Genomic DNA, 22,654 nt, shown 5'->3' with positions numbered 1-22,654 from the left:
GCAGGCAAGCCAGCTCCACAGGTTTTGCGCTGCTCACAAAATTCGGATCTTGCCGGGTCATTATGTGGGAGCGAGCTTGCTCGCGATGGCATCGCTGCGGTTTACCTGACAAACCGCGTCGCCAGCATCGCAGGCAAGCCAGCTCCCACAGGTTTTGCGCCATTCACAAAATTCGGACCTTGCCGGGATCATTATGTGGGAGCGGGCTTGCTCGCGATGGCATCCACCCGATTTTCCTGACAAGACCGCGTCACCAGCCAGCCACAGAGTCAGCAGTCAGCAGTCAGCTTAATCAGCCGGTATCTTGCCCTTCAGGTCTTTCGGCTCAAGCCCCGGCAGCGCCTGATCCTTGGGCGGTTGCGGCAGATCGATCGGCGGTAACGGGATCAGGCTGCCACTTCCCGCGACCGGTTTGGGCACGGCGCGCGGGGTGATTTGCGGATACGGGGTCGGCGTGGCGGTACCCGGTGAACCCGGCGCCGCAGTTACGGGGGGGCTCGGGACTGTGGTCAATTCCGTTGCCTGGGCTGCACTTATCAAGAGCGCAGCCCCTGCAATGACCGTTAGAATAGTGCGTTTCATCAATCACTCCGTTGCCAGACCGGCTTGTCTGCCCTCAGGCTACTCGTAACCTGCGGTTTTTGCCCCCTTCAATGAGATTTCCATGAAACGTTTTGTTTTGCTCGACACCACTCCGATCCCCGAAAACGGCGGTGCCTTGTGCCTGTTCGAGTATGGCGAAGACTTCGTGATCAAGATTCAGGGCGGCGACGGCGGCCAGCTGATGAACACCCGTATGCACGGTTCTGAAGACGCTCTGGCTGAGATCCCCTGCCGTAAAGTCGCCGGCCGCCCGCAATCGCGGGTGCTGATCGGCGGTCTGGGCATGGGGTTTACCCTCGCCTCTGCACTCAAACATCTGGGTAAAACTGCCGAAGTGGTGGTCGCCGAATTAGTGCCCGGTGTCGTGGAGTGGAATCGCGGCGCGCTGGGGGAAAAGTCGGGTAACCCGCTACAGGACCCGCGTACCGTGATTCGCATGGAAGACGTGGCCAAGGTGCTGCAAGCCGAGCCCAACGGCTTTGATGCGATCATGCTCGACGTCGACAACGGCCCGGAAGGCCTGACCCAAAAAGCCAATAGCTGGCTGTATTCCGCCGGCGGCCTGAGCGCCTGCGCCAAGGCCTTGCGCCCCAAAGGCGTACTGGCCGTATGGTCTGCCAGCGCTGACAAACAGTTTTCCGACAAGCTGCGCAAAGCCGGTTTCAAGGCTGAGGAAGTCCAGGTATTTGCCCACGGCAACAAGGGCACACGGCATACAATCTGGATTGCAGAAAAAATCAAAGGCTGACCAACAGCTAAACTTAACGACATAACCGTCATCAGTCCTACAAGGTGAACCCATGAGTTCGGCGAACCCACCCTCCCACACTGCCAAGCTGGACCGCATCCTGGCCGACGCCCAGCGTGACCGCGAAATGGGCTACCGCGACAAGGCCCTGAAAATGTACCCCCACGTGTGCGGCCGCTGCGCCCGTGAATTTGCCGGCAAGCGCCTGAGCGAGCTGACAGTTCACCACCGCGACCACAACCACGACAACAACCCGCAGGACGGTTCCAACTGGGAGCTGCTGTGCCTGTACTGCCACGATAACGAGCACTCGCGTTACACCGACCAGCAGTACTTTTCGGACAGCTCCACCAGCAGCCCGAAAATTGCCAAGGCCACCCACAACCCGTTTGCAGCGTTGGCCGGGTTGATGAAGAAAGACGAGTAGCCTTGTTTATGTAGTCGCTGCCGCAGGCTGCGAAGGGTAGCGCAGCAACCCGTATTGCGCATGGCGCCGCGCCCCTGATCGCAGCCTGCGGCAGCGACTACAGATAACAGCCCACCCTGTGCCAATGCCGTATACTCGCGTCTTTTTTTCGCAAAGGCTCGGGCACGTGGCAAACAAACGGTACAGCTGCATTGGTTTGTATAACCCCAAATCACCGGAAAACGTCGGCTCGGTGATGCGTGCGGCTGGTTGCTACAGCGTTGCGTCGGTGTTTTACACCGGCAAGCGTTACGAGCGCGCCCGCGATTTCATCACTGATACCAAGAAAGTCCATCAAGACATCCCCCTGATCGGTATCGATGACCTGAAAAAAATCATCCCGCTGGGCTGTATTCCGGTGGCGGTGGAGATGGTCGAGGGCGCGCGCTCATTGCCTGAGTACACGCACCCGGACCGGGCGATCTACATCTTCGGCCCTGAAGACGGCTCCTTGGGCAAAGACGTGCTGGAGTGGTGCGAAGACGTGATCTACATTCCCACCAATGGCTGCATGAACCTGGCCGCAACGGTCAATGTGGTGCTCTACGACCGTCTGGCCAAGGGCAACAACACCCGCTCCGGCCCCAAGTTCGGTTAAGTCAGGCCTTGTCTCTGTTCTGCTGGCTGGAACTCCAGTCCACCAGCAGGCTGTAGGCGATGGCGAGCAAGGTAGGGCCGATAAACAGGCCGATAAAGCCAAAGGCAATCAGCCCGCCAAAGACTCCAAGCAACACGATCACTAGCGGCAGGTTGCCGCCGCGGCTGATCAGGTAGGGTTTAAGCACGTTATCAACGCCGCTGATAATCACCGTGCCCCAGATACCGAGGAATACCGCCATCCCGTAGTCGCCCTTCCAGGCCAGCCAGGCCGTGGCCGGCACCCAGATCAGCGGCGGCCCCATCGGGATCAGGCTGAGCAGGAATGTGGCCAGCCCCAGCACCAGTGCACCGGGCACCCCCGCGATCAGAAAACCTATCAGCGCCAGCAACGCCTGGGCAGCTGCGGTACCAATCACCCCGTTGACCACACGCTGCACGGTGCCTGCTACCAGCTCCTGATAGTAATCGGCACGATCACCTATCAAGCGCTCCAGCAGACCGTGTACAAAGCTCGCCAGCCGCGGCCCGTCACGGTAGAAAAAGAACACAAAGACGATACTCAGGGTCAGTTCAAGAATACCCCCGCCAATCTGTGCGCTGCGCGCCAGCAACCAGTTACCCACCTGCCCCAGATAGGGTTTTACCGCCAGTAACAAGGCGGCGCCCTGTTCGTCGATGGTGTTCCAGATCCCCACCAGACGCTCACCCACGATCGGAATACCAGCCAGCCAGGCCGGAGATTCGGGCAGGCCTTCGAGCTGTACATCCTTGACGAAGGTGGTGGCATCACGCACATGGTCTGCCAGGTTCAGCCCCAGCCATACCAGCGGCACAGCCACCAGCAACATCCAGCCCAGAGTCAGGATGCTGGCCGCCAGCGACTCGCGGCCTCCGAGTAAACGGGTCAGCAGGCGCATCAGCGGCCAACTGGCGAATGCCAGCACCGCGCCCCAGAACAGGGCCGACCAGAAGGGTGCCATTACCCACAGGCTGGCACCGAACAACACCAGGAGCAGAATCTGCACCAGCAGGCGATCGTTATTGAGCATGTGTGTTCCACAGAAAATTCAGAAAACAAAGAAAGACGACGACTACGCAGAGTGTAGCCGCCGTTTACGCAGGTTTAGCGTAACAACTCGATATGCAGGCCCTTGGCCTGTTCATTACCGAGTTCCATGCGAGCTGCACGTACGCCCTTGCTGATCAAACCGTCACGCCAGGCTGAAGCCTTGGCTCCGGTCAAACTGACCCTGGAGGTTGCATCCAGGTTCAATGCCCGGGAGATCAGGGTCAGCCACTGGTCATCCGGCTCGCTGGCAAGCTTGGGGAAATCCAGCTCGCCGGTGCTTTTCAACTGCCGCTGCAAGGTCGCCGGGGTCGGCAGCAGTTCGCCCAGGTCGGCACTCGCCTGCAGTTGTTCCACATGCAGATAGGCCTTGCGATTGCCGCGATTGATGCCATACAGGGCCACCAGCTGGTTCTGGTCAGGGGCGGCCCGACGCAGCAACAAGTAGGATTGCTGCTCATCAGAACCTGTCAGCTTGGAATTGCCGAACACTTCATTGGCCCACAGGCTGCTTTCACCACAGTCACGGGCCTGGCACCAGAACAGCAATTCAGCGCCCTGTTTTTGTAGCGCTTCACGGGCAGCCGTAAAGGCTTCGGTGGCGGAATGCTCGGCGGGTAACTCATAAGTGACAGCTGTGGTCTGGCCACGGCTATTGACCTGCCCCTCAAATCGCAGGCGGCCACTGATTTTGCGGATCGAGCCCATCGGGTAAATGCGCTCGACATCCGGCTTGACGCTGTAATCGACAATTTGCGCGTCGGCCAGGCGCGGCACATCCGGCAAGTCATGACTGCCGGGTACGTCGCTGGCCCAAAGCAAGGGGCTCAAACAGCTCAGGCCCAACGCCAGAATGTAACGATTGGGTATTTTCATCGGCGTATTTCACCGAATGATGGTGTGTGGCTCAGCATCCTCACGATAGAGACCGGGTGGCCTTTCGGGGTCGCAGCGGTGTAGAGATCTATCATGGTTGTCTCCCATTTCAACCCGCCAAGCCTCGACAGTTGCCAGCCGCAAGTCAAGGAACAGCGAAGAACCGATTGAAACAGTCTGCAACAAGGATCGCCCCTGCTTCGTCATTCAGGTGCAAATGATGGCCACCCGGCAGCCGTTCCAGCTTGAAGGGTAGACGATCCAGCAACTCGGGGTGACTGGCCAGCATGCCCTGCTCTGCCACCACCAAAGACGTCGGGCACGTGACCCGCCGAACAAAAGACATGGCCTGCTCATCACTCAAGCGCAAGGGCGAAGGCAATGTCAGGCGACTGTCGCTACGCCAGCTGTAGCCTCCGGGCACCGGCATCAGACCACGCTGGGCCAGCAGTTCTGCAGCCTCGCGGCTAACAGCTACCAGACCTTTCATTCGTGCTTCAACAGCCCGGTCAAGAGTCGGATGTACCGACTTGCGCTTGTGCTCCAGAGCCAGTTGCGCCTGCAGCGCCTGGCCCATTCGCTCAGCCGCATCCCCTTCCGGGCCGCTGCGCAACACGATGCCATCAATCAGCGCCAACCGGGTCACCCGCTCCGGAAATGACCCGGCGATGACCACCGACACAATTGCCCCCAGCGAATGGCCGAGCAGGGCAAATTGTTTCCAGCCCAGTTGCTCGGCTACCCGCAGCACATCAAAGGCGTAGTCCGCCAATGCATAGCCGGCGCCGCGCGGGCGGTGATCTGAATGACCATGCCCGGCCAGGTCCAGCGCCACAATGCGCAAGCCCTTCAGTTTTGGGGCCAGCCGGGCAAAGCTGTTGGCATTGTCCAGCCAGCCATGCAGGGCAATCACCGGCAGGCCGTCTTCGGGGCCGAAAATATGTGCCGCCAGTTCGATATGCGGCAGGCTCAGACGAATTTCTTCAACCACAGGGCTCATGCAAAGTGCTCTTTAAAGGCCGGGATGACGCAGTTCCCAACGGGCAAAAATCTGTTTGAGCAGGCTGGCAGTGTCTTGCGGCTGCTCCAACGGGAACATGTGCCCGCCCGGCACGCTCAGCGCCTCACCATTGGGCATACGCGCAACGGCCTTGGCATGATGGCTCATGACCACGCGGCTGTCGCGGCCACGCACCACGGTCAACGGCACCTGCAGCTTGAAGGCCCGCCCCGGGCTGGTGTGCGGCACGCTGCGATAGATATCGATCTCGGTGGCCGGGTCAAAACGCAATCGCAAGCGGTCATCCACAGACTCCAGACCATGCTCCAGATAGGCTTCGAAACAGTCGGGGTCAAAGCTGCGAAACAGTGTTTTACCTGCAAAGTAGGTACGTGCGGCTTCAAGGTCGGCGAACTCGGCGCGCCGCCCCAGAGTACGCCCTGCCGGAGTCAGACGATCGATCAGGCCAAAACGCTTGGCCGCACGGATCACCCACTGATCAGTGCGCGTCAGCACCGGTGAGTCGAGCATGACCACGCCGCGGTACAGATGCGGGCAACGAATAGCCGCATGCAAGTGCAGCATGCCGCCCAACGAATGCCCCACACCCAACACGGGTGCATCTTGTTGTTGCAGGTGAAAAATCAGCTCATCAACGAGGTTGTACCAGTTGTTGTCCACCGGATAACGCGGGTCATGCCCATGCTGTGACAGATGTGTCACACGAAAATCCGGCGCCAGGGCACTGAACAACTTGCCATAAGTGCCCGAGGGGAAGCCGTTGGCATGGGCGAAGAAAATCTGCCGAGACATACAAGGCATCCAGATGTAGGAGGTATGCCTTATTGTCTGTAGGAATTTTCCTCATATCAATGATCGTATGCGCCATGAGTGACGACGATACGGCCATTAGCTGGCCGTATGATCACCGAGCTGGCGGTGTTTCACCCAGTGGCACAACGGCGATGGTCAGACGGGAAATGCAGTTGAGCTTGCCGTTGTCATCGCTCAGGCGGATATCCCAGACATGGGTCGTGCGGCCCATGTGCACCGGGCGCGCCACCGCACTGACCCGGCCGCTGCGCACGCCACGCAGGTGGTTGGCATTGACCTCAAGGCCCACGCAATAGAATTTTGTGGTGTCAATACACATGAAACTGGCCATCGAACCCAGGGTTTCGGCCAGAACCACAGATGCACCGCCATGCAACAAACCAAACGGTTGGTGAGTGCGATGATCCACCACCATGCTCGCGGTGATCGAGTTGTCGTCGAAAGCATCGAACGTGATGTCCAGCACGTCGCAAATGGTGTTTTTGCGCATTTCATTGAGGCGTGCCAGATCAGGCGGGGTCGTCCACAGGCTCATGCGGTCATTCCTTGGTCAGTGAGGTGGGGTGGCGGACAGCTTGACCAGCAGCGCAAGCGTCAAAATGCCATTAATCCGCCCCCAACTATCTTTCACTACGGCCGCACTGTGCAACCATTGCAACGATCAGCCGTGGTACACGCCGAGCAAGGTCATGCTGCCAGCCAGCGGCCATTCACCTTCCAGCTCAGCCAGGCTGGCCGTGTGCATGGGCTGGGGCTGGCGCATATGGCCGTGCAACAACAGACTGATCAGATCCCCCACAAACGGCTGATGGCTGACCAACAGCACATTGCCAGTGTCCGGCAGTTGGCTGACCGCGTATTTGGGTTCGCTTTCGGGTGTCAGCCAGGGCACGGTGATCAAGTCGGATGTAATGCCCAGGGCCTTGCGCACCAGTTCAGCCGTTTGCTGCGCCCGCACGTAAGGACTGACCAGAATGCTGTCCAGCGGCTCGCCTAGCAAGCGGGCGGCACTGTGCAGCACCTGCTCACGACCGTGGGCCGTAAGCTCGCGCTCGGCATCACGGCGGGCATGAGGCTCGGCTTCGCCATGACGCAAAATCCAGATCTTCATGGCTTGGTCTCTTCGCCCTTGGCGCCCTGCACATAAGGTGCTTCGCCTTCCGGAGCGCGCGGGGCTGGCCAGTCGGCAAACGGCCAGGGCTTTTGCTCGGTGTGGAAGCTGCCGAAGCGGCCGATCTGTGCCAGATACAGGCTCAGGCTGTCACCAAAGTTCATCAGGCCACCGTTGGGCGCACCGTAAACCACACGGTAAACCAGCTGCACAAGCACCAGCCCGCCGAGCACCAGTTGCGCAACCTGCCACACCAGCAGGAAAACCAGCATCCACAGCACGCGCAAAACCAGAGACTCGTACTTGGGTGCGTTTTTAGTGTCGTTCATCTACTGCTCCTGTCGTGCTCAGTTGAAACCGCTGGTGGAGATAAAATCGACATCCGTTTTAGGCTCGCCACGCATCAGTTGCCCGATCACCTGATCCAGGGTGTAGCCCTCGAACAGAATCGCATGCAGGCCGGCAACCAGCGGCATATAAACATTCAGCTCATGCGCCTTGGCCTTGAGTACTTTCAGCGTATTCACGCCTTCGGCCACTTCGCCCAGGCGGGTAACCGCGTCTTCCAGGCTCAGCCCCTGGCCCAGGGCAAAACCGACCTGATAGTTGCGGCTTTTGGCCGACGAGCAAGTGACGATCAAATCCCCTACCCCCGCCAACCCGAGAAAGGTCATGGGGTTGGCGCCCTGGCTGACGGCAAATCGGGTCATTTCTGCAAGGGCACGGGTAATCAGCATGCTCTTGGTGTTTTCCCCCATACCCAGCGCCACGGCCATGCCAGCGATAATTGCGTAAACGTTTTTCAACGCCCCGCCCAACTCCACGCCAAAGCGGTCAGCACTGGCATAGACGCGGAAAGTACGCCCGTGCAGGGCCGCCTGAACGCGGGTACACAGGTCTTCATCGGCACTGGCGACCACAGTGGCGGTCAGCGCATGTTCAGCCACCTCACGCGCAAGGTTGGGTCCGGACAACACACCGATGCGCGCTTGCGGGGCGATTTCTTCAAGGATTTCACTCATCAGCTTGAAACTGTGGGCTTCAATCCCCTTGGTCAGGCTAACCAGCATTTTGCCGCGCAAACGTTCGGCGTGTGGCGCCAGCACACTGCGCAAGGCGCTGGACGGCAAGGCTACAAAACACAGTTCGCAAGCCTCGAGCGTTGCCTGCAGGTCGGTAACCGGTTCGACGCCCGGGTGAATCTTGATGCCTTTAAGGTAACGAGGGTTTTCACGATTAAGGCGAATGGCCTCGGCTTGCTCGGGGTCGCGCATCCACTGATGCACACGATGACCGTTTTCTGCCAGCAAGTTGGCCACGGCGGTGCCAAAGCTTCCGCCTCCCAAGACCGCAATAGCGTGCTGTTCAGTCATATGCAATCCCGTTTTCCATCTAGCAGTGGCAATGGCGGCATTATACGGAGCGCACCCCTCCTGGCCTATAGATAGCTTTGCCTGAAAAAGTGCAGGACCTCGGTTAACATGCCCTTCTGGTTTTCACATTCAAGAGGCAGCTTTGCTGCACTTCAAAATGAACGACAGCAGGTCAAGGATGACAACTTACATGGGTCATGAATTAAAAGGAGCCAGATTCCCATGATGGCGCGCAGTCGGTGGGACATCCACACCCGTACGCAAATGATGAGCCTGGGCCCGGCTTTACTGTTGACCTTGCTGTTGATCAGTTTTTTTACCTTCGTTCGCATCCAGGACTTGCGTCAGGAACTCAAGCACACCGGCCAGTTGATCGCCAGCCAGTTGGCGCCTGCCACCGAGTACGGGGTGATGACGGGCAACACCCATGTGCTGGAAACCCTGATCAACGCATCGCTGAACATCCCCCACGTTCAGTTTGTGCAGGTGCAGAACCGTACCAACGAAGTGCTGGCACACGCAGAGCACCCCTCTCACGGCCCTGATCAAGGGACCCAGGTTGAAGTATTCCAGGCTCCAGTGCGATTGCAGAAAAGCCCTTCGGGGGAGTATTTCCTGCTCAGCAATAGCCAGGCGCCAGCGCCTGCAGAAGACTATCTGGGTCGGGTACTGGTGGGCATGTCCGGCGAAGCGTTCAGCACGCGCCAGCAAGAGATCCTGCTCAAGGCGGTGATTCTCGCGTTGTTTGCCCTGGGCTTCACCTACCTGCTGGCCAGACGCCTGGCCTCCAACCTGTCCAGGCCCATCAGCGATATGAGCAAGGCGGTCAAGGCTATCCAGCAAGGTGACTACAAGAGACCCTTGCCAGTGGTCGACGATGGCGAACTGGGCAGCCTGGCCCAGCATATCAACAACCTGGCCGAAGGCCTGGAACAGGCCAGCCGCGAACAGCAGTCGGCCATTGCGCAGTTGATCCAGGCCCGCGAAGAAGCCGAACGGGCCAACCGCGCCAAAACTGACTTTCTGGCCATGATGAGCCATGAACTGCGCACCCCCATGAATGGCGTATTAGGGATGCTGCAACTGCTGGAAACCACGCAGATGACCGAGGAGCAGGCTGAGTATGCCGCTCTCGCGTCGGAGTCCACCGAGCACTTGCTCAAGGTCATCAACGATATCCTAGACTTCTCGCGCATTGAACGTTCAGCCCTGGAGCTGGAGCATATCCCCTTCAACCTCGCCGAACTGGTCAGCAACTGCGCCCAGGCATTCCAGCACAATGCCGCGCAGCGTGGCCTGCACTTGCAACTGACGATCCCTGAAGGGTTGCAGGACTTGCCGGTACTGGGCGACCCGACGCGAATCCGGCAGATTCTGGTCAATCTGATCGGCAATGCCTTGAAGTTCACCGAACATGGCCGGGTCAGTATCGAGCCTCAGTGGCAACGCCTCGATCATGAACTGATCTGGTTCAGCTGTGCCGTACGCGACAGCGGTATCGGCATCAGCAGCGAAAAGCTCGACTCCATGTTCAACGCTTTCCAGCAGGCCGACAGCTCGATATCACGGCGCTATGGCGGTACAGGCCTGGGGCTGCCCATCGCCCGCACGCTGGCCGAGCGCATGGGCGGTACGCTGCATGCCTTGAGCGAAGAGACCCATGGTTCGGTCTTCACCCTGGAAATCCCCCTGGAGCTGCATCAACCCATCAAGCTAGGCCTCATGCCGGAACAAGAGCCAGATACGGCCTGCACACCCGGGCGTAAAGTCCTGCTGGTGGAAGACAATCAGGTCAATCAGACGGTTATCGAAGCCATGCTCACCAGCCTCGGATATGAAGTGAGCCTGGTCAGTGATGGCGCGCAGGCCATTCACTTCGCCAATACCGAACGTTTTGCCGCGATCCTGATGGACTGTCGGCTACCGATCATCAATGGCTATGAAGCGACCCGGCAAATCCGCCAACTGCCCGGCTGCCGGGGCCTGCCCATTATTGCCTTGACTGCCAACGCGCTGCAGGGCGATCGGGAAACCTGCCTGCAGGCGGGAATGAACGATTACCTGGCCAAGCCGTTCAAACGAGCTGATCTGGAACAAATACTGCAGCGCTGGGTCCAGTAACTTAATGGCTAATACGCCACCTGCGACTGGCGTTAAAGACAAAAGTGCGGCAGTCTTAGACACCCGAATGGGCCACTGAACCGGCCCGATTTAAATTTTCAGTGCACAAGTGTACATTTGTGTCCTTTGCGCTGTGACTTTCACTACAACGCAATAGTCTATGTGTAGGCTGGCGAACTGGAACACCTGTGTTTCAGTTGGTCGGGAAGATTTTGCCCCACCCGCCGCATGGGATTATTGAGGAGCTCGCATGACCAAACAAAACGCCTTTACTCGGGAAGATCTGCTGCGCTGTAGCCGCGGCGAACTGTTCGGCCCGGGTAACGCGCAACTGCCCGCCCCTAACATGCTGATGGTGGATCGCATCACCCATATCAGCGAAGAGGGTGGCAAGTACGGCAAAGGTGAATTGGTCGCCGAGCTGGATATCACCCCGGACCTGTGGTTCTTCGCCTGCCATTTCGAAGGCGATCCGGTGATGCCAGGTTGCCTGGGCCTTGACGCCATGTGGCAGCTGGTCGGCTTCTACCTGGGCTGGCAGGGTCTGCCGGGCCGCGGTCGTGCCCTGGGATCGGGCGAAGTGAAGTTCTTTGGCCAGGTCTTGCCGACCGCCAAGAAAGTCACCTACAACATTCAAATCAAGCGCGTCCTCAAGGGCAAGCTGAACCTGGCCATTGCCGATGGTTCGGTGACTGTCGACGGTCGCGAAATATATACTGCCGAAGGCCTTCGGGTCGGCGTATTTACTTCCACTGACAACTTTTAAGGGTTATCCGCATGCGCCGCGTCGTTATCACTGGTCTGGGCATCGTTTCGTGCCTGGGCAATGACAAAGAGACCGTCTCCGCTAACCTGCGTGCAAGTCGCCCTGGCATCCGATTCAACCCGGAATATGCCGAAATGGGTCTGCGTAGCCAGGTTTCCGGCTCCATTGACCTGCCTCTCGAAGAGCTGATCGATCGCAAGATCTATCGCTTCGTCGGCCACGCAGCGGCTTACGCCTACCTGGCCATGAAAGACGCCATCACTGATTCGGGCCTGACCGAGGAGCAAGTCTCCAACCCGCGTACCGGCCTTATCGCCGGCTCGGGCGGCGCGTCGACCCTGAATCAGATGGAAGCGCTGGATATCCTGCGTGAAAAAGGCGTCAAGCGTGTAGGCCCGTACCGTGTAACGCGGACCATGGGCAGCACCGTTTCGGCCTGCCTGGCCACTCCCTTCAAGATCAAGGGCGTGAACTACTCGATCTCCTCGGCCTGCGCCACCAGTGCTCATTGCATCGGTACCGCGGTTGAGCAGATCCAGCTGGGCAAGCAGGACATCGTTTTTGCTGGCGGCGGCGAAGAAGAACACTGGAGCCAGTCGTTCCTGTTCGACGCCATGGGCGCGCTGTCCACCCAGTACAACGACACGCCTGAAAAAGCGTCCCGTGCCTACGACAAAAACCGTGATGGCTTCGTCATTGCTGGCGGCGGCGGCATGGTTGTCGTTGAAGAACTGGAGCACGCCCTGGCGCGTGGCGCCAAGATCTACGCCGAAATCGTTGGCTACGGCGCGACTTCCGACGGCTACGACATGGTTGCCCCTAGCGGTGAAGGCGCCATCCGCTGCATGCAGATGGCAATGTCCACCGTTGACGGCCCGATCGACTACCTCAATACCCACGGCACCTCTACTCCGGTAGGCGACGTCAAGGAAATGGAAGGTGTTCGCGCGGTATTCGGTGACAAGGCTCCAGCGATCAGCTCTACCAAGAGCCTGTCGGGTCACTCCCTGGGCGCCGCAGGCGTTCACGAAGCGATCTACTGCCTGCTGATGATGGAAGGTAACTTCATCGCCGGTTCGGCCAACATTGAGGAACTGGACCCGACTGTCGCTGACATGCCGATCCTGACCAAGACCCGCGAGAACGTCACGCTGAACAATGTGATGAGCAACAGTTTCGGTTTCGGTGGCACTAACGCCACTCTGGTACTGAAGCGCTGGGCGGGCAAATAAGCCTTCCCCTCGCGAAATATAAAATGCCCCGCTAAGCCGGCAATGTTGTTCACTTAAGCGATTTCTACCTCTGTGGGAGCGGGCAAGCCCGCTCCCACAATTGAGTAGCGTTGCTCTTAAGTGAACAGCATTGCCGCTAAGCCGGGGCATTTTTTTGCCTTCAAGAAATAGCAGATGTGTAATCGCTGCCCTCGAAAACGCCTGTGTGCTCAACCCTGTAGCCGTTGACGAGTAGAACGAGGCTACGTTCGACGACACAGTCGTCGCAAGCCCGGTAATCGCGGTGTCTCTGAATGAGTGGGCGGCATGGGTTCACGACGGTTACTTCGCCGAACGCAGCCATCGTTCCTCGTCAGCGACTACAGGAATTGCGCGGCGACACGGACACATTGCCGGATCTACCAGTTGTTTACACCTGCAGAGCCCCTCTTGACTCAGGCATCGCCTTGGCGAGATGAGGCTCAAAACGCCATCACCACTGGTCAAGGCTTTATCCGTTTCTTCGGCAACACGGCCAGAAAATTATCCCTGGCCACCTTGCGCGCTACATCTTCGGGCAAAGCATCCAGAAACGGATCAAAACTGCGCAACTCCTTACCCAGCTTATCGAAACGCCCCACCGCATCCGAGCCCAGCATAAAACGCCCGGGGAAACGCTCTACAAGCGCAACCCACTCAGGCCTGGCCTTGCCCTGTGCATCCAGCAAATACGGCGTGAGCATGCTCCAGGACAAATCTACGTAGAGATTCGGGTAGGTTTCCAGCAACCGCGTGAGGGTGGGCAACAGAAAAGGCATTTGCGTCTGATGCCGGTGAATCTCGGCACTGGTCCCGGCATGGGCCCAGATAAAACGGGTATCGGGGTGCCTGGATAACGGCTCTTCAATCTCGGCCAGATACAAGGGATTGCGCTCACGTTTTGAGGTGATATTGGAATGCACCAGAACCGGTAGATCATGCTCGGCCGCCAGCGCGTAAATCTTGTTCATGGCTTCGTTATTGGCTCGTGGCGTGTCCCCGGAAATCAGCGCCGTCAGGTCATCGTGGCGGGTAAACACCTCGCCGATGCCCTGCCACATGCCCGGATCCAGATCGATCATGCGCTGGATATGCGCCGCCGAATTTTTGTCATTGGGGTTAAACCCCGCCAGAAAAGGATGGAAGCGCTCACGCTGCTCCGGGGTCAAGCGGTTGACCGCCGCGGCCACCCACACGTCCGTCGCACTGTACCAGTAGGCATCCGCATCATCGCCTGCATAGTAACGAGGGCGCCTGGGCTCGTCTTCGTGCCATTTTTTGGCGACCGCCACACCCGAAATCATGACGTGCTCAATACGATTGTCGGTCATGGCGCGCAGCAACTTGTCCATCCCGGCCGTTTCCTGAAAGAAATCGACATAATGCAGATGAGCATCGCTGTAGGCATATTCACGGGCCTGGGCCCAGGCGCTTGAGCAAGCCAGGGCAGCAGCCAGCACGCAGTATTTCAGTCGCACCTGCAATCTCCTCTCGATGAGCTTCAATAGACCCGCAGGATCGCGCCAGGGTTCAGCATGCAATCAGAAGGAACGCTTGGCGCGCAGCATGCTCTATAAAGATCAGGAGCTTTTTAACTGCCACTGGAGGTTTGCCATGACTGTTACCGTTAATACCGCGTCCCACGAGGGTTTTCGTCACAGCATCAAAATCGACGATCACGAAGTGTTCACCGATTTGCCCACGTCCATGGGCGGCGAGAGCTCTGCACCGTCACCCCATGACTACTTCGATGCCGCCCTCGGTGCCTGCAAGGCCCTGACGCTCAAGCTTTACGCGCAAAGAAAGGAGATCCCGCTCACTGGCGTCACAGTTGAAGTCAAACACGACGCCAGTGAAGAGCTCAAAGGCAAGTACGCCCTGCACGTCAAACTGACCCTCAAGGGCGTACTGACCGATGCCCAGCGCGAAGAACTGCACAACGTGGCCGACAAGTGCCCGGTGCATAAACTGATGACGACCGCCGAGGTCACCATCGAAACCCACTTGTCTGAAGGCGCTTTCAGCCAGTAGCGCACAGACGGGACTGAGCGGCGTTGGGTTATGCTCAACGCTTCTCCACTGCCGGAACCGTCCCATGCCTACCCTGACCGTGATTCGGCCCCGCGCCGAGGATGTCGAAGGCCAACCGATCCTGCGCCCCCTGCCGTCGGCCAAATGCCGCAGCGTAGGGCCTTTTGTATTTTTCGATCATATGCTGCCAACCCGTTATCCACCGGGCCACGGGATGAATATCCGCCAGCATCCGCATATCGGCCTGTCCACCCTGACCTATCTGTTTGAAGGTCAACTGCAACACAAGGACAGCCTGGGCTCAGACCAGCTGGTTGGCCCCGGCGAAGTCAGCTGGATGACCGCAGGCGCGGCCATTGCCCATATCGAGCGCACACCCTCAACCCTGCTTGCACAGGGTTCGAGCCTGCACGGGCTGCAAGTGTGGCTGGCCTCCCCCAAAGAACATGAGCAAGGCCCCGGGCACTACAGCCATTATCGTGCCGACAGCTTGCCGGTCAGCGAGAGTCTGGGGGTAAGGATTCGCCTGATTGCCGGCACGGGTTTTTGCCTGATCTCACCCGTACCTGTGCTCGCCCCGACCCTGTATGCCGAAATACAGATGCAAACAGCCACCACCCTGCTGATCCCGGCCGAACACCCGGAACGCGCGCTGTATGTGCTGGAAGGTGAAGTGCAACTGGACGGTCAGCCCCTTGAGCCTCGCAGCCTGGTGCTAATGCCGGAGGGCGAAGAGATGACACTCTTCGCCCAGGAAGACAGCCATCTGGTGCTGATCGGCGGCGCACCACTGGACGCGCCGCGGCGCATGAACTGGAACTTCGTCGCCAGTGACCCGGCGCTGATCGAGCAGGCCAGAGCCCGCTGGGCGGCGGGTGACTGGCCGACAGTTCCCGGGGAAACCGGACGTATCGAACTGCCCTGAAGTCTGACCCGCCGACGCCTTACAACACCATTGCCGCAACCCAGCCAAAGGCCAGCAGCGGCAAATTATAGTGCAGGAACGTGGGCACCACGGTGTCCCAGATATGGTGATGCTGGCCGTCGATATTCAGACCGGAAGTCGGCCCGAGGGTGGAGTCCGACGCCGGCGAACCAGCATCGCCCAATGCTCCCGCCGTACCAACGATGCACACGATGGCCATGGGGCTGAAACCCAGTTGCACGCACAGAGGTACAAAAATGGCCGCCAGGATCGGCACAGTGGAAAATGACGAGCCGATGCCCATGGTCACCAGCAAACCCACCAGCAACATCAGCAACGCGCCCACACCCTTGCTGTGGTTGATCCAGCCGGCTGACGCTTCAACCAGCGACTTGACCTCGCCCGTGGCCTTGAGCACTTCAGCAAAACCGGAAGCCGCGATCATGATGAAACCGATCATGGCCATCATCTTCATGCCTTCGGTAAACAGGTCATCCGTCTCGCGCCAGCGCACAATCCCCGAGGCCGAGAAAATCAGAAAGCCTGACAGCGCGCCAATGATCATGGAGCCCAGCCACAGCTGAATGATAAACGCCGCCGCAATGGCCGCAGCGGCTACCAGCAACGTACGCGGGTTATAGCTGACAGCAACCTGTTCAACCTGCTCGATTTTGCTTACGTCATATTCGCGCTTTTTGCGGTAGCTGATAAACACCGCCACCAGCAAGCCGAACAACATGCCCAAGGCCGGAATGGCCATCGCATGGGTCACATTGACCTGGCTGACATCCACGCCACTGGTGCTGACGTTGGCGAGCAGGATCTGGTTAAGGAAGATATTGCCAAAGCCCACCGGCAGGAACATATACGGCGTGATCAAACCAAAGGTCATGACACAGGCAATCAGGCGCCGGTCAATTTTCAGCTTGGTCAGTACATACAATAGAGGCGGGACCAGCAACGGAATAAAGGCGATATGAATCGGCACAATATTCTGCGAAGAAACAGCCACTACCAACAGCAGGCCAATCAGCAGCCACTTGACGCTGTTACCCCCTGCTGAATGTTGCCTGTTGACCATCAGCAACGCTTTGTCCGCCAATGCGTGGGCCATGCCCGACTTGGCGATCGCCACTGCAAAAGCACCCAGCATGGCGTAGGACAACGCAACCTGAGCACCACCGCCCAGACCACCGTTGAACGCATTGAGTGTAGCCTCAATACCCAGCCCGCCCACGAGGCCGCCTACAACGGCACCCACAATCAGGGCGATAACTACATGCACACGGGACAGACTGAGCACCAGCATGATGCCGACCGCGGCAATTACTGCATTCATGATTACAACCTCATAGCGCGCACCACGATAAAACACCGTAAAGCGGAAAATTTCGGGCAAAAGAACACTGTTCCAATCGCCGGATCTGGAAGGGTGGACCAATTTGGGGGCGCACACTTTGCAACACCATCGGCGCCTTGTCAAAGCGCATGCCAAAGCCCTGCAAGCAAACCCTCACCACCGGCTTTAACCCTAATATTCAAAGGGATAAGCCGCCTTTTTAAAGGTGGCACACGCGACTAAAAAATCAGCTTTTCTCGTAAAGAAAACGCCTTTACGGCCGCTAACAGACAAAGCCTCTTTTTAGGATGTCTCCATGTCGCTCAGACAGCTTTCCATCCAATGGAAAATCACCCTTCTCGCCGGACTCAGCCTGCTGGCTGTTGTCACCCTGCTGGTGGGGCTTTCGCTCTATCGCATGGACCACACCGCCGACCTGGTGGAGGCATCGAGTTCGAAGATGCTCAATGAGGCGGCACAGGAGCGCATTGAAGCTCAGGGGGAAGCCCAGGCACTGGCAATCAGCCGCCAGTTTATGGACGCCTACCAGTACGGCAACGGATTCGCCCGCCAGGTCCTGTTTTTGCGTGAGCAATCTGAAAAACGCTTTCTGGATGCCTTCGACCTGCGTGAAGACCTGACCCGCCAGGTCAAGGCCGCCCTGCAGGCCAACCCTGACCTGTTGGGGCTATCGCTGGTGTTTGAAGCCAACGCCCTGGATGGCAAGGATCAGTTGTTCGACCATCAAAAAGAGCTGGGCAGTAACGACAAGGGGCGCTTTGCCCTGTACTGGTCGCAACCGACACCGGGCAAGCTGACCTCCATGGCCCTGCCGGAATCGGATATGTCCGACACCAGCACCGGCCCCAGCGGCCAGGCCAATAACGCGTGGTTCACCTGCCCTCGCACAACGCTCAAACCGTGCATTATCGAACCTTACTTTTATGAGATTGACGGGCAAAACGTGCTGCTGACCAGCATCGTTTTCCCGCTGCTGGTCAATGGCAAGGTCATCGCCTCGCTGTCGGTCGATATCAACCTCAACAGCCTGCAAGCCCTTAGCCTGCAAGCCAGCCACAAGCTGTACAACGGTGAAACCCGCGTAGGCATTATCAGCTCGGCAGGCATCCTGGCCGGCTTCAGTGCCGATGCCGGCAAACTTGCTCAGCGCCTTGACCAAATTGATACCACAGACGGTGCTGAACTGCTGCGGATGATGCACAACGACAATCAGGCGCAAAGCATTCGCAGCCAACAACGCTTGAAAGTCCTTACTCCTTTCCTGCCGATCCCGGGCAGCAAGCCTTGGGGCGTATTGCTCGATGTACCGGAAAAAGTGCTGGTGGGCCCTGCCCAGGCCCTGCAAGCCGAGCTGGACGCACGTAACAAGGCCGGAGCTCTGGCAGAACTGGCCTGGGGTTCGCTGGCCGCAATCATCGGGCTGCTGCTGGTATGGATGCTGGCCCGCAGCGTGACGCGGCCAATCCTTGGCGTTGCCCATATGCTGGAAGATATTGCCAGTGGCGAAGGCGATCTGACCCGCCGCCTGGTCTACGACAAAAAAGACGAGCTGGGCCAGTTGGCCAGCTGGTTCAACCGTTTTCTCGACAAGCTGCAACCGACCATCGCCGAGGTCAAACGCTCGGTACAGGATGCCCGCAGTACCGCCGATCAGTCAGCGGCCATTGCCACCCAGACCAGCGCCGGCATGGAGCAGCAGTTCCGTCAGGTCGATCAGGCAGCCACAGCGTCCCACGAGATGAGCGCAACCGCGCAGGATGTGGCGCGCAGCGCAGCACAAGCCGCTCAGGCCGCCCGTGATGCCGATCAGGCAACGCGTCAGGGGTTGACCATCATCGATCGCACCACCACCAGCATCGACCATCTGGCCGCCGATATGAGCGTGGCCATGAGCCAGGTTGAAGGGTTGGCTGCCAATAGCGAGAAAATCGGCTCGGTGCTGGAAGTGATTCGTGCCATTGCCGAGCAGACCAATTTGCTCGCCTTGAACGCGGCGATCGAAGCGGCGCGCGCAGGCGAAGCCGGGCGCGGGTTTGCCGTGGTGGCCGATGAAGTGCGTAATCTGGCGCGCCGGACCCAGGAGTCGGTAGAAGAAACACGCCAGGTTATCGAACAACTGCAAGCAGGCACCCAGGAAGTCGTCAGCTCGATGAACAACAGCCATCGCCAGGCTCAGGGCAGTGTCGAGCAGGTCGGCCAAGCGGTAACGGCCTTGCAGCAAATCGGCGATGCCGTGACCGTGATTACCGACATGAACTTGCAGATTGCCAGCGCTGCTGAAGAGCAGAGTGCCGTGGCAGAAGAGATCAACAACAACGTTGCTACTATTCGCGATGTAACCGAGTCATTGTCCGAGCAAGCCAATGAATCGGCGCGGGTCAGCCAGTCACTCAACTCGCTGGCCAACCAGCAACAAAAACTGATGGATCAGTTCCGCGTCTGATTCGAGGGGCGATGGCGGCCTTAGGCTGTCGTCGCCTTTTGCGTACGTCCCGGGAGCTTGATTCTTACCAGCAACCCGCCGCGCGCCCCCGTTTCAAGCTGCATCTCCCCGCCCCAGGCATCGACGATGTCTCGCACAATCCCCAAGCCCAGACCATGGCCACTGGTTTGCTCGTCCAGGCGGGTGCCCCGACTGAATACCTGATCACGCTCGCCCTCGGGAATACCCGGGCCATCGTCCTGCACCTCAATCACATACCCGCCCGGGGTTTGGCTCAGACTCAGCTCTACCTGGGCATCCGCCCATTTACAGGCGTTATCCAATAGATTACCGAGCATTTCGAGCATGTCTTCCCGATCCCAGGGCAAATGCAGCCCCGGCGCAGCCTTGAGCACCAGTTCCAGATGCTCACCGTGAATCATGCCCAGAGTCGACAGCAGCCCGGGCAGCTCTGCGTCGGCATCAAACTGCGCACCCGGCAAGGCATCACCCGCCAGGCGGGCACGATTGAGCTCGCGACCCATACGCTGCTGTATCTGCTCCAGTTGCTCACGCAAGGTATGTTGTATCTGGGGATAAGCAGCAAGCCTCGGGTCATTGGCCAGGCTGATCAAAACTGCCAGCGGGGTCTTTAAAGCGTGCCCCAGATTGCCCAGCGCATTGCGCGAGCGTTTGAGGTTGTCTTCGGTGTGAGCCAGCAGATGGTTGATCTGCGTTACCAGAGGTTCAAGCTCAAGGGGCACCTGTGCATCCAGTTGCGAACGCTGCCCTGCCTGTAATTGGGCAATCTGTTTGCGTGCTGTTTCCAAGGGTCGCAGTGCGCGACGAACAGTGACCCGCTGCAACAGCAAGACGACAATCAGCGCCAGGACGCCCATGCCCAGACCGATCCGCTGAACCTGCTTGAAACTGTCACGGATCGGTGTGTAGTCCTGAGCCACGCTAATTGACACCGCCTGGCCCAAACGTTGGTAGTCACTGCGCAAGACCAGCAGCATCTGCCCTTCGGGGCCGGGTTGTAACACGCTGTCCAGCCCGGGCTGGCTGGGTCGTGGCAACTGCGCGTCCCACAGCGAGCGCGAACGCCAATGAGTATCGCCGAACTCGATACTGAAATAATGGCCGGAAAAAGGGCGCTGATAAGCTGGAGACAGCCGCCGCTCATCCAGCTGCAAGCCTTGGGGGCCGCGACTCAATGCAATCAGCAGATTTTCGCTTTCGTTTTGCAGGCCCGACTCCAGATAGCGCTGCAAGCCAGTCTCAAATAGCCACAGGCTGACCTGGCCAACCACGAGCCCGGCAATCAGCAGCACACTGACCAAACCCAGGCTCAAACGCCTCTGAATGGATCTCACTGGGCGCCAGCGCCAAATATATAACCCTGACCCCGACGGGTTTCGATCACGGCCCGCCCAAGCTTGCGACGCAGGTGATTGACATGAACCTCAAGCACATTGGAATCACGCTCGGTCTCACCATCATAGAGATGCTCGGCCAGATGGCTTTTGGAGAGAATCTGTTGCGGGTGCAACATAAAATAGCGCAGCAGACGAAATTCGGCCGCGGTCAGTTGCACCTCAGCGCCATCATTGATCACACATTGGCGCGCCTCATCCAGTTGCAGCCCTGCGCACTTCAACAAAGGTTGATTCGGTTGCCCGTGGGCGCGACGTAACAGCGCCTGCACCCGCAACTGCAACTCTTCAGGATGAAAAGGCTTGGTCACATAGTCATCGGCACCGGCCTTAAGGCCATCGATGCGCTCAGACCATGAACTGCGGGCAGTCAGAATCAATACCGGGGTTGCCAGCCCTTGTGCCCGCCATTGCTTGAGGACATCAAGCCCGGATATTCCGGGCAGGCCCAGATCCAGAATAATCAGGTCATAGGGCTCACTTTGCCCCTGATACAGGGCATCACGGCCATCGGCCAGCCAATCGACTGCATAGCCCAAACGGGTTAACCCGGCCAACAACTCGTCGGCCAAAGGGACATGATCTTCCACCAGCAGCAACCGCATTAATCATCTACCTCGTCTTTGAGCAATTGACCATTACTGGCGTTCAGCTTGATCTCGCGTACAACGCCACCGGGCGTAAGCAGCTCGAATTCATAAACATAAACGTCGTCATCCTCCTCCAACTCCACTTCCAGCAGCTTTGCACCTGGATGGCGCTCGAGGGCTTTTTGCAGCAATTGCTCCATGGGCTGGATCAGGCCTTGCTCACGCAAACGCAGCGCCTCGTCTTGCCCCAGGTCCCGTGCCAAGGCCAAAGAACAGAAAGCACAGAGCATCACTACGACAAATCCGCCCGTTCGCAGGTTCACTGTTATCACTTGCCTCTCTGGCCTCCGTTCAACGTCATCTATGCACTATCAAAAGCATGGAGCATAACGCTACTGGCTTAATTGAAACTGAATGGCCCAGCCCTGCCGGGAGGTATACACCTGCACAGGGCGTTAGCTGTTAAACTGCGCTCCTGTATTTATCGCTCTGGCGATAGTCACTTCTTCAAGAGCTATAAATATTGTGGAAATTTTCAAAGAGTTTACCTTCGAATCTGCACACCGCCTGCCTTTCGTTCCTGAAGGCCACAAATGCGGTCGCCTGCATGGTCACTCATTCAAAGTGGCGATCCATTTAAGCGGCGATATCGATCCTGCAACTGGCTGGATCCGTGACTTTTCTGAGATCAAAGCGATTTTCAAGCCACTTTATGAGCAGCTTGATCACAACTACCTGAACGATATTCCTGGCCTGGAAAATCCAACCAGCGAAGTGCTGGCCAAGTGGATTTGGCAACAGTTGAAGCCTTTGCTTCCAGAGTTGTCGGCGATACGCATTCATGAAACCTGCACCAGTGGCTGTATCTACTACGGTGATTGAATAGCAGGCAAAAAAAACCACCTTGCGAGGTGGTTTTTTTTGCTTTTGAAAAAGCCCCCGCTAAAACGGGTCGTGCACCGCAACTTTTCTCGGCGCAAAAACAAACCCCCTGTCTGCGTTAGCAGACAGGGGGTTTGGAATTTAATCTTGACGATGACCTACTCTCACATGGGGAAACCCCACACTACCATCGG

Annotated in this window: 24 protein-coding genes and 1 pseudogene; 11 read left to right on the top strand and 14 right to left on the bottom strand. The window is 58.2% G+C overall.

The window, feature by feature from the left end; genetic code table 11:
• Positions 1 to 288 precede the first annotated feature (288 nt).
• Entirely contained in the window at positions 289 to 582 is a 294-nt protein-coding gene (locus ACZRMH_RS12390) for a hypothetical protein (protein WP_464013635.1), read from the bottom strand.
• 82 nt (positions 583 to 664) lie between these two features.
• On the opposite strand from ACZRMH_RS12390, the gene ACZRMH_RS12385 reads away from it, so the two are divergent.
• The 3 genes from ACZRMH_RS12385 to ACZRMH_RS12375 all read left to right on the top strand — a co-directional run bounded on the left by ACZRMH_RS12385 (position 665) and on the right by ACZRMH_RS12375 (position 2,415).
• A complete protein-coding gene (locus tag ACZRMH_RS12385) occupies positions 665 to 1,351 on the top strand; it encodes a spermidine synthase (protein ID WP_464013634.1) in 687 nt (228 codons plus the stop codon).
• 52 nt (positions 1,352 to 1,403) lie between these two features.
• Positions 1,404 to 1,778 (top strand): YajD family HNH nuclease, encoded by a 375-nt coding sequence (locus ACZRMH_RS12380; protein ID WP_016781673.1) that lies wholly within the window; start codon positions 1,404 to 1,406, stop codon positions 1,776 to 1,778.
• 166 nt (positions 1,779 to 1,944) lie between these two features.
• Positions 1,945 to 2,415, top strand: a complete 471-nt coding sequence (locus ACZRMH_RS12375) for an RNA methyltransferase (RefSeq protein WP_060696952.1) — start codon at positions 1,945 to 1,947, stop codon at positions 2,413 to 2,415.
• A 1-nt stretch (position 2,416) separates the two neighbouring features.
• Here the strand turns inward: ACZRMH_RS12375 and ACZRMH_RS12370 are convergent, their stop codons facing one another.
• The 8 genes from ACZRMH_RS12370 to ACZRMH_RS12335 all read right to left on the bottom strand — a co-directional run bounded on the left by ACZRMH_RS12370 (position 2,417) and on the right by ACZRMH_RS12335 (position 8,677).
• Positions 2,417 to 3,466, bottom strand: a complete 1,050-nt coding sequence (locus ACZRMH_RS12370; protein WP_464013633.1) for an AI-2E family transporter — start codon at positions 3,464 to 3,466, stop codon at positions 2,417 to 2,419.
• A 74-nt stretch (positions 3,467 to 3,540) separates the two neighbouring features.
• Positions 3,541 to 4,359, bottom strand: coding sequence for a DUF4892 domain-containing protein (locus ACZRMH_RS12365; RefSeq protein WP_464013632.1), 819 nt, complete (start codon positions 4,357 to 4,359; stop codon positions 3,541 to 3,543).
• 145 nt (positions 4,360 to 4,504) lie between these two features.
• A complete protein-coding gene (locus ACZRMH_RS12360; RefSeq protein ID WP_464013631.1) occupies positions 4,505 to 5,359 on the bottom strand; it encodes an alpha/beta hydrolase in 855 nt (284 codons plus the stop codon).
• A 12-nt stretch (positions 5,360 to 5,371) separates the two neighbouring features.
• Positions 5,372 to 6,172: an alpha/beta fold hydrolase gene (locus tag ACZRMH_RS12355; protein WP_464013630.1), complete on the bottom strand. Its 801-nt coding sequence runs from the start codon at positions 6,170 to 6,172 to the stop codon at positions 5,372 to 5,374.
• Between the two features lie 112 nt (positions 6,173 to 6,284).
• On the bottom strand, positions 6,285 to 6,728 hold the full coding sequence (locus ACZRMH_RS12350; RefSeq protein WP_464013629.1) for a hotdog fold thioesterase: 444 nt from the start codon (positions 6,726 to 6,728) through the stop codon (positions 6,285 to 6,287).
• Positions 6,729 to 6,854: 126 nt separating this feature from the next.
• Positions 6,855 to 7,304: a phosphohistidine phosphatase SixA gene (gene sixA, locus ACZRMH_RS12345; protein WP_464013628.1), complete on the bottom strand. Its 450-nt coding sequence runs from the start codon at positions 7,302 to 7,304 to the stop codon at positions 6,855 to 6,857.
• On the bottom strand, positions 7,301 to 7,633 hold the full coding sequence (locus ACZRMH_RS12340) for a DUF4389 domain-containing protein (RefSeq protein WP_464013627.1): 333 nt from the start codon (positions 7,631 to 7,633) through the stop codon (positions 7,301 to 7,303). Before ACZRMH_RS12340 ends, sixA begins: the two co-directional genes overlap by 4 nt.
• A gap of 18 nt (positions 7,634 to 7,651) precedes the next feature.
• On the bottom strand, positions 7,652 to 8,677 hold the full coding sequence (locus ACZRMH_RS12335; protein WP_464013626.1) for an NAD(P)H-dependent glycerol-3-phosphate dehydrogenase: 1,026 nt from the start codon (positions 8,675 to 8,677) through the stop codon (positions 7,652 to 7,654).
• A gap of 222 nt (positions 8,678 to 8,899) precedes the next feature.
• On the opposite strand from ACZRMH_RS12335, the gene ACZRMH_RS12330 reads away from it, so the two are divergent.
• The 3 genes from ACZRMH_RS12330 to fabB all read left to right on the top strand — a co-directional run bounded on the left by ACZRMH_RS12330 (position 8,900) and on the right by fabB (position 12,796).
• On the top strand, positions 8,900 to 10,798 hold the full coding sequence (locus ACZRMH_RS12330; protein ID WP_464013625.1) for a response regulator: 1,899 nt from the start codon (positions 8,900 to 8,902) through the stop codon (positions 10,796 to 10,798).
• Positions 10,799 to 11,048: 250 nt separating this feature from the next.
• The gene (gene fabA / locus ACZRMH_RS12325) at positions 11,049 to 11,564 is read left to right on the top strand and encodes a 3-hydroxyacyl-[acyl-carrier-protein] dehydratase FabA (protein ID WP_003210552.1); all 516 of its coding nucleotides are present in this window, start codon (positions 11,049 to 11,051) and stop codon (positions 11,562 to 11,564) included.
• An 11-nt stretch (positions 11,565 to 11,575) separates the two neighbouring features.
• On the top strand, positions 11,576 to 12,796 hold the full coding sequence (gene fabB, locus ACZRMH_RS12320; protein ID WP_016781684.1) for a beta-ketoacyl-ACP synthase I: 1,221 nt from the start codon (positions 11,576 to 11,578) through the stop codon (positions 12,794 to 12,796).
• Positions 12,797 to 13,278: 482 nt separating this feature from the next.
• Here fabB and ACZRMH_RS12315 read toward each other — a convergent pair whose 3' ends face one another.
• On the bottom strand, positions 13,279 to 14,292 hold the full coding sequence (locus tag ACZRMH_RS12315) for an amidohydrolase family protein (RefSeq protein ID WP_464013624.1): 1,014 nt from the start codon (positions 14,290 to 14,292) through the stop codon (positions 13,279 to 13,281).
• A gap of 136 nt (positions 14,293 to 14,428) precedes the next feature.
• Between ACZRMH_RS12315 and ACZRMH_RS12310 the strand changes: the two genes are divergently transcribed.
• Together ACZRMH_RS12310 and ACZRMH_RS12305 are read left to right on the top strand one after the other, a co-directional pair.
• Positions 14,429 to 14,845 carry an OsmC family protein gene (locus ACZRMH_RS12310; protein WP_464013623.1) on the top strand — a complete coding sequence of 139 codons (417 nt, stop codon included), beginning with the start codon at positions 14,429 to 14,431 and terminating at the stop codon, positions 14,843 to 14,845.
• Between the two features lie 64 nt (positions 14,846 to 14,909).
• On the top strand, positions 14,910 to 15,770 hold the full coding sequence (locus tag ACZRMH_RS12305; protein WP_464013622.1) for a pirin family protein: 861 nt from the start codon (positions 14,910 to 14,912) through the stop codon (positions 15,768 to 15,770).
• Between the two features lie 19 nt (positions 15,771 to 15,789).
• Here the strand turns inward: ACZRMH_RS12305 and ACZRMH_RS12300 are convergent, their stop codons facing one another.
• The gene (locus tag ACZRMH_RS12300) at positions 15,790 to 17,109 is read right to left on the bottom strand and encodes a Na+/H+ antiporter family protein (RefSeq protein WP_464013621.1); all 1,320 of its coding nucleotides are present in this window, start codon (positions 17,107 to 17,109) and stop codon (positions 15,790 to 15,792) included.
• 316 nt (positions 17,110 to 17,425) lie between these two features.
• Here ACZRMH_RS12300 and ACZRMH_RS12295 point away from each other — a divergent pair.
• Positions 17,426 to 18,715, top strand: a pseudogene (locus tag ACZRMH_RS12295) (cache domain-containing protein); the annotation flags it as partial.
• A gap of 102 nt (positions 18,716 to 18,817) precedes the next feature.
• A complete protein-coding gene (locus ACZRMH_RS12290) occupies positions 18,818 to 19,573 on the top strand; it encodes a methyl-accepting chemotaxis protein (protein WP_464013725.1) in 756 nt (251 codons plus the stop codon).
• A gap of 20 nt (positions 19,574 to 19,593) precedes the next feature.
• Here ACZRMH_RS12290 and ACZRMH_RS12285 read toward each other — a convergent pair whose 3' ends face one another.
• Genes ACZRMH_RS12285 through ACZRMH_RS12275 form a run of 3 tightly spaced genes read right to left on the bottom strand, consistent with a single transcriptional unit; the run spans position 19,594 to position 21,868 of the window.
• The gene (locus tag ACZRMH_RS12285; protein ID WP_464013620.1) at positions 19,594 to 20,928 is read right to left on the bottom strand and encodes an ATP-binding protein; all 1,335 of its coding nucleotides are present in this window, start codon (positions 20,926 to 20,928) and stop codon (positions 19,594 to 19,596) included.
• Entirely contained in the window at positions 20,925 to 21,593 is a 669-nt protein-coding gene (locus tag ACZRMH_RS12280; protein WP_464013619.1) for a response regulator transcription factor, read from the bottom strand. The genes ACZRMH_RS12285 and ACZRMH_RS12280 overlap by 4 nt, the downstream gene beginning before the upstream one ends.
• Complete coding sequence (locus ACZRMH_RS12275) at positions 21,593 to 21,868, bottom strand: PepSY domain-containing protein (RefSeq protein WP_464013724.1); 276 nt, start codon at positions 21,866 to 21,868, stop codon at positions 21,593 to 21,595. Before ACZRMH_RS12275 ends, ACZRMH_RS12280 begins: the two co-directional genes overlap by 1 nt.
• Positions 21,869 to 22,103: 235 nt before the next feature.
• Between ACZRMH_RS12275 and queD the strand changes: the two genes are divergently transcribed.
• Positions 22,104 to 22,460 (top strand): 6-carboxytetrahydropterin synthase QueD, encoded by a 357-nt coding sequence (gene queD / locus ACZRMH_RS12270; RefSeq protein WP_016781692.1) that lies wholly within the window; start codon positions 22,104 to 22,106, stop codon positions 22,458 to 22,460.
• The last annotated feature ends 194 nt before the right edge of the window (positions 22,461 to 22,654 follow it).

It is taken from the genome of Pseudomonas sp. B414 (assembly GCF_055408445.1).
The sequence above is the reverse complement of the archived record's forward strand: the minus strand, read 5'-3'. Positions and strand labels throughout refer to the sequence as shown.